The organism is Rhizobacter sp., assembly GCF_031412075.1.
Taxonomy (GTDB): Bacteria; Pseudomonadota; Gammaproteobacteria; order Burkholderiales; family Burkholderiaceae_C; genus Rhizobacter.
Genome location: NZ_JANOCG010000161.1, coordinates 1 through 7,263, shown reverse-complemented (window position 1 = coordinate 7,263; position 7,263 = coordinate 1). Strand labels below are relative to the sequence as shown.

At 66.1% G+C, this 7,263-nt stretch carries 11 protein-coding genes; 8 read left to right on the top strand and 3 right to left on the bottom strand.

All coding sequences use genetic code 11. The features are described from left to right. The 3 genes from RMO40_RS05770 to RMO40_RS05760 form a co-directional block, all read left to right on the top strand. A partial coding sequence (locus RMO40_RS05770) for a LysR substrate-binding domain-containing protein (protein ID WP_309717585.1) occupies positions 1 to 614 on the top strand: 614 nt, incomplete at its 5' end. 34 nt (positions 615 to 648) lie between these two features. Continuing rightward, complete coding sequence (locus RMO40_RS05765) at positions 649 to 1,392, top strand: UPF0149 family protein (RefSeq protein WP_309717582.1); 744 nt, start codon at positions 649 to 651, stop codon at positions 1,390 to 1,392. Positions 1,393 to 1,406: 14 nt separating this feature from the next. Continuing rightward, complete coding sequence (locus tag RMO40_RS05760) at positions 1,407 to 2,165, top strand: metallophosphoesterase (RefSeq protein ID WP_309717579.1); 759 nt, start codon at positions 1,407 to 1,409, stop codon at positions 2,163 to 2,165. Here the strand turns inward: RMO40_RS05760 and RMO40_RS05755 are convergent. Next, complete coding sequence (locus tag RMO40_RS05755; RefSeq protein ID WP_309717576.1) at positions 2,135 to 2,761, bottom strand: TetR/AcrR family transcriptional regulator; 627 nt, start codon at positions 2,759 to 2,761, stop codon at positions 2,135 to 2,137. The genes RMO40_RS05760 and RMO40_RS05755 overlap by 31 nt on opposite strands. A gap of 196 nt (positions 2,762 to 2,957) precedes the next feature. Between RMO40_RS05755 and RMO40_RS05750 the strand changes: the two genes are divergently transcribed. Continuing rightward, positions 2,958 to 3,905 (top strand): fasciclin domain-containing protein, encoded by a 948-nt coding sequence (locus RMO40_RS05750; RefSeq protein WP_309717574.1) that lies wholly within the window; start codon positions 2,958 to 2,960, stop codon positions 3,903 to 3,905. A 50-nt stretch (positions 3,906 to 3,955) separates the two neighbouring features. After that, positions 3,956 to 4,408 (top strand): fasciclin domain-containing protein, encoded by a 453-nt coding sequence (locus RMO40_RS05745; RefSeq protein WP_309717572.1) that lies wholly within the window; start codon positions 3,956 to 3,958, stop codon positions 4,406 to 4,408. A gap of 51 nt (positions 4,409 to 4,459) precedes the next feature. On the opposite strand, the gene RMO40_RS05740 is transcribed toward RMO40_RS05745, so the two are convergent. Next, entirely contained in the window at positions 4,460 to 4,669 is a 210-nt protein-coding gene (locus RMO40_RS05740; RefSeq protein ID WP_309717569.1) for a hypothetical protein, read from the bottom strand. Between the two features lie 215 nt (positions 4,670 to 4,884). Between RMO40_RS05740 and RMO40_RS05735 the strand changes: the two genes are divergently transcribed. Then, positions 4,885 to 5,028 carry a hypothetical protein gene (locus RMO40_RS05735; RefSeq protein WP_309717566.1) on the top strand — a complete coding sequence of 48 codons (144 nt, stop codon included), beginning with the start codon at positions 4,885 to 4,887 and terminating at the stop codon, positions 5,026 to 5,028. Between the two features lie 4 nt (positions 5,029 to 5,032). On the opposite strand, the gene RMO40_RS05730 is transcribed toward RMO40_RS05735, so the two are convergent. Next, the gene (locus tag RMO40_RS05730) at positions 5,033 to 5,956 is read right to left on the bottom strand and encodes a LysR family transcriptional regulator ArgP (RefSeq protein ID WP_309717562.1); all 924 of its coding nucleotides are present in this window, start codon (positions 5,954 to 5,956) and stop codon (positions 5,033 to 5,035) included. Positions 5,957 to 6,074: 118 nt separating this feature from the next. On the opposite strand from RMO40_RS05730, the gene RMO40_RS05725 reads away from it, so the two are divergent. Both RMO40_RS05725 and RMO40_RS05720 read left to right on the top strand, forming a co-directional pair. Next, positions 6,075 to 6,659 carry a LysE family transporter gene (locus RMO40_RS05725; protein ID WP_309717558.1) on the top strand — a complete coding sequence of 195 codons (585 nt, stop codon included), beginning with the start codon at positions 6,075 to 6,077 and terminating at the stop codon, positions 6,657 to 6,659. Beyond that, positions 6,659 to 7,263 (top strand): FAD-dependent oxidoreductase (locus tag RMO40_RS05720; protein WP_309717555.1); only part of this gene is annotated, 605 nt, incomplete at its 3' end. The genes RMO40_RS05725 and RMO40_RS05720, both read left to right, overlap by 1 nt.

Genomic DNA, 7,263 nt, shown 5'->3' with positions numbered 1-7,263 from the left:
TGGTGCCGCCCTTGGTCGCCCACATCGACACCCACCACGCGCTGGTCAACCTGCGGGTGTTGCCGTTGACCACGCGCGACCCACGTGCGCTGCTCGAGCGCGGCGAGGCCGACGTCGCGGTGGGCTACTTTCCCGAAGCGGTGGCCGAGCTGGCCACGCGCGGTCAGCAGAGCGCGCTGCATCACCAGCGTCTGGGCGAAAGCGAATACGTGTGTGTGATGCGCCGCGGCCACCCGCTCGCCGAGGGTGAGCTGACACTCGACGACTTTTGCGCCGCGCACCACCTGTTGGTGAGCTTCTCGGGGCGGCCGCACGGTTTTGTCGACCAGGCGCTGGCCACGTTGAACCGCTCGCGGCGCATCGTGCTCACCGTCAACCAGTTTTTCACCGCCGGGCGCGTGGTGTCGCGCAGCGACTTGCTGACGGTGTTGCCGGCGTCGTTTGTCGACGCCACCGGCTACAGGGCGCAGCTGGTGGAGCGCCCTTTGCCGATGACGATGGCGCGCATCCACGTCGAGGCCATGTGGCACATGCGGCACGACCGGGTCAGCTCGCACCAGTGGTTGCGCCAACGTCTTGTCGAAGCCGCAAGAGCGCAGGCTGCGGCGGCGTGACAATCACGCTTGAAACCATTGCCCGAGACCACCCATGTCTGCCCACTCCGACCTGACCGATGCCGAGTTCGCCGAGCTCGACGAGTTGCTCGCCGCCACGCCCGAGCCGCTGCAGCCGGTCGACTCCGTCATGCTCGACGGCTTCTTGTGCGGCGTGCTGGTGCAGCCGCTGCTGCTGGAGCCGGCGGCCTGGTTGCCGCATGTGTTCGACTTCGATGCCACGCCGCTGCCCGACAACACCGACCTCGCCTGGCGCGAGCGCACCACGGCGCTCATCTTGCGGCGTTACGGTGCGCTCAACCGCGCGATGGCCGAAGACGGCTGGTTCAACCCGCTGATCCTCGAGTTCGACGACGAAAACCCGCTGCAGCCGCCCGCCGATGGCGGCCCCGACCCGATGGCCGGGCTGAGCGAGATCTCGCAGGCGCTGATGCCGTGGGTGGCGGGTTTCCAGCACGCCACGCTGTGTTTTCCTGATCTCGCCGAAATGCCCGACGACGCGGTGATGAGCGCGCTGGCCCGGCTGTACCGCCACCTGCCGGCCGAGACCGACGAAGAGCGCGAGGTGGTCGCCACCGTCGAACGCGAACGCCCGCTCAAAGACATGGAAGAAGCGATCGAAGAGCTGGTCGTCACCATTGCCGATCTGTACGACCTCACCAGTGAGCAACGCTACAAGGTCGAGACCGTCAAGCGCGATGCGCCCAAGGTCGGCCGCAACGACCCCTGCCCCTGCGGCAGCGGCAAGAAGTTCAAGCAGTGTCACGGCGCGACATGACGGCCCGTTGAGTCGTGCGTCTTCAACTGCTCTCAGACCTGCACCTCGAAACCGAAAACTTCGAGCCCCAGCCCGCACTGGGCGCCGAGTTGCTGGTGCTGGGTGGTGACATCGACAGCACCTGGGCCGGCCTCTCGCACTTTCGAGACTGGCCGGTGCCGGTGATCCTGGTCGCAGGCAACCATGAGTTCGACAACCGCGAGCTCGACACCACCTGGCCCGAGCTGCGCGCCCATTGCACGCAACTCGGCATCACGCTGCTCGAGCGTGAAAGCCTGGTGATCCCCGACCGCGCAGGCCGCCGCATCCGCTTTGTGGCCACCGTGCGCTGGTGCGACTTCGACCTGTTCGGCGCACGCGGGCGCGAGAAGGCCATGCGTGCGGCCAGCTACTTCATGCGGGTGATGCGCTCGACACAACATGGCGAGCCGTTTGGTGCCGAAGCGGTGCGCGAAGAAGCGCTCGCCTGCCGCACCTGGCTCGCCGATGAGCTGGCAAAAACCTCAGACGATTGGGACGCGACCGTCGCCCTCACCCACTTCGGCCCCAGCCTGCGCAGCGGCGATCCGCGCTACGGCAGCCAGTCGGGCACCGCGAGCTTCTGCAATGCCGACGATGACTTGTTGCCGCTGGCCGACCTGTGGATCCATGGCCACTTGCATTGCCGCCACGACTACACCGTCGGCACCACGCGTGTGGTGTGCAACGCACGCGGCCACGCTCGCAAAGGCGAGGCAGAGGGCTACGACGGTTTGTTGACAGTCGAGGTCTGACCCGACAACCCGTCGAAACAGGTGCTGAGCAGCATCTCGATGATCTGCTCGTCGCTGTGCTGGCCGCTCGCCTTCAGCAGGCCGAGCACCGGGTCGCAGGCGCGGGCGAACAAGGTGTAGAGCGCCACCTCGGGCGCAAGCCGCGGGTTCAGGTCGCCGGCCATCTGGGCGGCGTCGATCCAGGCGCCGAGCTTGTCGCTCACTTCCATCAGCCGGTCGAGGTAAGGCTTGTTGGCCATCAACGAAGCGCGCAGCGTGGAGTTTTGCGCCGGCAGTGAGGGCATTTCGCCGGCCAGCTGCACTTGCATGGTCCAGCGGGCCACCGCCTTGAGTTGATCGACCGCCCTGGCGCCCACCGGCAGGCTGTCCATGAAAGCCAGCGTGCGCTCGAGCACCCGAATCATGGCCGCACCGGCCAGCTCTTCCTTGGAACTGAAGTGCTTGTACAGGCTTGCCTTGGCAATGCCCACGTCGGCTGCCACCTCGTCGACCGTCATCACGTCGAAGCCCTTTTCCGCGAGGAAGCGGTTGACCGACACGACGATCGCGTCCTCTCGGGCGCGCAGCACTTGCTCTTTGAACGAAACCTTTGCCATGGCGCGCATTTTAGACATACGGAACCAAAAAGGGACGAGCAAGTCGCAAACAAACCAGTCGGTTTAGTTAATTACCACACGGTTGACATAGTGAACTCATGAGTTCACATTTCGCCCGGCGCTGAGTTGTAGACCGATCTGGCGCTCCCTTTTTCCCTTCAACAGCGCATGGCGCTCACCTCAAAGGAGTTTGGACATGACGATTCGGTGGTTCAAGACCATGGCGGCGGTGTGCACCGTTGCTTTCGTGGCGGCTTGCGGCGGCGGTGACGACGACCCTGTGACGCCAGCCCAAAGAAATATCGTTCAGGTGGCCCAGGCCAATTCAAACCTGAGCATCCTGGTCGAGGCGGTGGTGGCAGCCGATCTGGCGACCACGCTGTCCGGCCCAGGGCCTTACACGGTGTTTGCGCCCACTGACGCAGCGTTCGCGTCCTTGCTCACCGAGTTGGGCGTGACCAAGGCGCAGTTGCTGGCCAACCGGGCCCTGCTGACGCAAGTGCTGACCTACCACGTGCTCCCGGCCCGGGTGCCTGCGTCGGCGGTGCCGGCCGGCCAGGCCATCACCACCGTTGAAGGCAGCATCTTCAAGATCGACGCCGCAGCCGGTGGCGCGCTCGTCATCACCGACGGGCGCAACCGCGAAGCCAACATCACCCAGACCGACGTGGCCGCCAGCAACGGCGTGATCCACGTGATCGACAAGGTGCTGCTGCCCGCCAACCAGAACATCGTGCAGACCGCCCAGGCGTCGGCTGACTTCACCGTGCTGGTCGAGGCCGTGGTCGCCGCCAATCTCGTGCCCACGCTCCAAGGCACCGGCCCGTTCACGGTGTTTGCGCCAACCGACGCAGCCTTTGCCGCCTTGCTGGCCGAACTCGGCGTCACCAAAGCCGCCCTTCTGGCCAATACCGCCCTGCTGACCGAAGTGTTGACCTACCACGTGGTGCCAGGCCGGGTGCTCGCGGCCAACGTGCCGGTCGGCACGCCGATCACCACGGTGCAGGGCGACACCTTCAGCGTCAACGCCTCGCTGGTCATCACCGACCAGCGCGGGCGCACCGCCAACATCGTCGCCACCGACGTGCTCACCAGCAACGGCGTGATCCACGTGGTCGACCGCGTGATCCTGCCGGCGCCATGAGCCCGAACCCTTTTTGTTCTGCCCCTTCCTCAACCCCCAGGAGTTATTCCATGAAAAAACTGTTCGCTGTTGCCGCTCTCTCGCTGGCCGCCTTCTCCGTCCAGGCCAAGGACATCGTTGACACCGCTGTCGCGGCTGGCAACTTCAAGACCTTGGCCACCGCCCTGCAGGCCGCAGGCCTGATCGACACCCTCAAGGGCCCGGGCCCGTTCACCGTGTTTGCGCCAACCGACGCTGCGTTTGCCAAGATCCCGAAGGATCAGCTCGACGCCTTGCTGAAAGACAAGGCCAAGTTGACCGCGGTGCTGACGTACCACGTGGTCGCCGGCAAGGTGATGGCCAAGGACGTGAAGGCCGGCAAGGCCAAGACCGTTCAGGGCTCGGAGCTGACCCTGTCCACCACCGGTGGGGTGATGGTCGACAACGCCAAGGTCGTGGCGGCTGATGTCGTGGCCGACAACGGCGTCATCCACGTGATCGACACGGTGCTGATGCCCAAGTGATCGCCGGTTGATGACGCTGCCCGCGCCACCCGGGGCGGTGCGGGCGGCGTCTCAGCGCTGGGGTCGGCGCACCAGGCGCTGGCTCCAGGGCGTGCGGGCGTCAGGCAGCGGCGCGGGTGCCGGGTTAAGCGCGGACATGGATTCGATGCTCGCGTCGAGCCCGAAGGCGGTGCCCATGTCGCCGGGGTCAGACGCTGGGCGGGTCGGCAGGCGTCGTGAGGTGACTGACCTCAGCCAGCCGAATCCAGGAATCAGGTTCATCGCGCGCCTCCACTCGTCTACACCCTGGCTGGCAGTGTGGTGTCGGCCCGCAGCTTGCAATGCGGGGAGATGAACCCCGCTTGCGGCGCATTTGGCTCGGCTGGGGTTTACCCATGTGTCCCGGATGGTGTTTGCACTCGCTTTCACTCGTTTTTGTGCAGTGCGATCACTATGTGGGTTCCGAAATGGTTTGGCAGTTGTTGAAGGAGCATGCCGTGAACCGCTTGTCGATGCGAGCACTCACCTGGGGAACCGTGCTGGCCGCGCTGGTGAGCGCCTTTCTGTTAGCCGGTGAAGACGCGGGCTTGCCCGATGCCGCGCACTTGAGCGGCGGCACGGCGGCGGTTCCCGCCCGTTGACGGCTTAGCGCGTGGTGGCCAGCGCCCGCTTGGCCCCGGCGACGAGTGCGTCACCGATGCGGTCGAGCAAAGCCACGCGTGCTGACGGCGTGGCGCCATCGGGCCCAAGGCGCCATTGGTGCCAGAACAGACGCACCTCCAGCCCAATCTCCGGGCGCAGCGCGACCAAGTCACCACTGTCCAGCAGCCCCTGCACCTGCAGTTCGGGCCCCACCCCCACCCCCCAGCCCATCAGCGCGGCCCGCACGTAGGCCTCAGACGATGGCACGAAGCGCTCCTGCAAACGCGGCGCGCGCACCCCGAAGGCGCGTGACACCCATTGCGGCTGCATGTCGTCCTTGCGGTTGAACACCAGAAACGGCACCTGGGCAAAGTTGGCCCGGGTCAGACCTTCCGGCATGACTTTGGCCATGAACCCGGGGCTGGCCACTGCCGTGTAACGCATCACGCCCAGTGGCACCACGCGGCAGCCCCGCAGCGCCTCGCTCACCGTGCTGACGCAGCCGAGCACCGCGCCCTGGCGCAGCCAGTCGTGGGTGAAATCCTGGTCGTCGACCACCAGCTCCAGCGAAACACCCTCATGCACCAGCGCGTCCAGCGCCGGCATGACCCAGGTGGCCAGGCTGTCGGCGTTGACGGCAATTGGCAGGCGCTGGTTCGCCGCCGGGTCAACGCCCAGCTCGTGCGCCACATCGGCCCGCATGGCCTGCAGCTGGCGCGCAAAACGCAGCAGCACCTTGCCGGGCTCGGTCAGCCGCAGCGGGCGCGAGCGCACCACCAGCAGCTGACCCACCTGGGCCTCCAGGGTGCGCAGCCGCTGCGACACGGCCGACTGCGTGATCGTCAGCCGCTGCGCCGCGCGCTCGAAGTTGCCATCGTCGGCCAGCGCTGCCAGGCAATCGAGCGCGGCCGGGTCCAGGTCTTTCATTAGTGCGCCTTATGCAGAGCGAGAAATATGAATGATGCTTCACTTCGGGCCTGGGCGTTCGGACAATCCACGGATGACGCCAGCGCCCTTTGCCTCGGCATTTTTTCAAGGTTGGATGATGACCGCCGGCTTGATCGTGGCCATCGGCGCACAAAACGCGCTGGTGCTGCGCCAGGGCCTCAACCGCATGCACGTGGGCCCGGTGGTGGTGCTGTGCACCTTGTCCGACTGGCTGCTGATTGCGCTCGGTGTGTTCGGCCTGGGGGCGCTGATCCAGTCGTCACCGCTCCTGCTGCAGATCTTTCGCTTCGGCGGCGCGGCGTTCTTGCTGGTGTATGGCCTGCGCTCGGCGCAGCGCGCCTGGCGTGGCGAGGGTGCGCTGGTGCAAGCCGGCGCGCGCGGTCACACGCTGGCCGCCACATTGACCAGCACCTTGGCGCTCACCTATCTGAACCCACACGTTTACCTCGACACCGTGGTCTTGCTCGGCGGAGTGGGCGCACAGCACGGCGATGACGGGCGCATCGCGTTCGCCGCCGGTGCGGGCCTTGCTTCATTGATGTGGTTCTTGACGCTGGGCTACGGCGCGATGGCTGCGTCGCGCTGGCTGCGCAACCCGGGCGCGTGGCGTGTCATTGACGGTGGCGTGGCGCTGGTGATGTTTGCCGTGGCTGCGCAGTTGTTGTTCAAAGGGAGTGTGTGATGAAAGTTGTCGTGATGGGCGCCGGGATCATCGGCGTGAGCACCGCCTGGTACCTGCTGGAGCAAGGGCACGAGGTCACCGTGGTCGACCGGCAGAAAGACGCGGCGCTCGAAACCAGCTTCGCCAACGGCGCGCAGATCTCGGTCAGCTTTTGCGAGCCCTGGGCCCACCCGAGTGCGCCGCTCAAGGTGCTGAAGTGGCTGGCGCGTGACGACTCGCCGCTGCTGTTCAGACCCAAGCTCGACCCGCACCAGTGGCGCTGGGGTCTGAGCTTTCTCTCGCAGTGCACCCACGCGGCCTTCGAGCGCAACGTGACGCAGCTGGTGGCGCTGGGCCGTTACAGCCACGAGTCGCTGAAAAGCCTGGTCGCGCAGACCGGCATCGAATACGACCGACTGGAGCGCGGCATCCTGCACTTCTTTTCCAGCACCCGAGACTTCGATGCGGCGGCGGCCGGCGTGACCTTGATGCGCCGCCATGGGGTCGACCGGCGTGTGCTCTCGCGCGACGAGGTGCTGAAGATCGAGCCCGCGCTGCGCAGCTTTGGCGAGCACATTGCCGGTGGCACCTTCACCGCCAGCGACGAGTCGGGTGACGCTCGTGT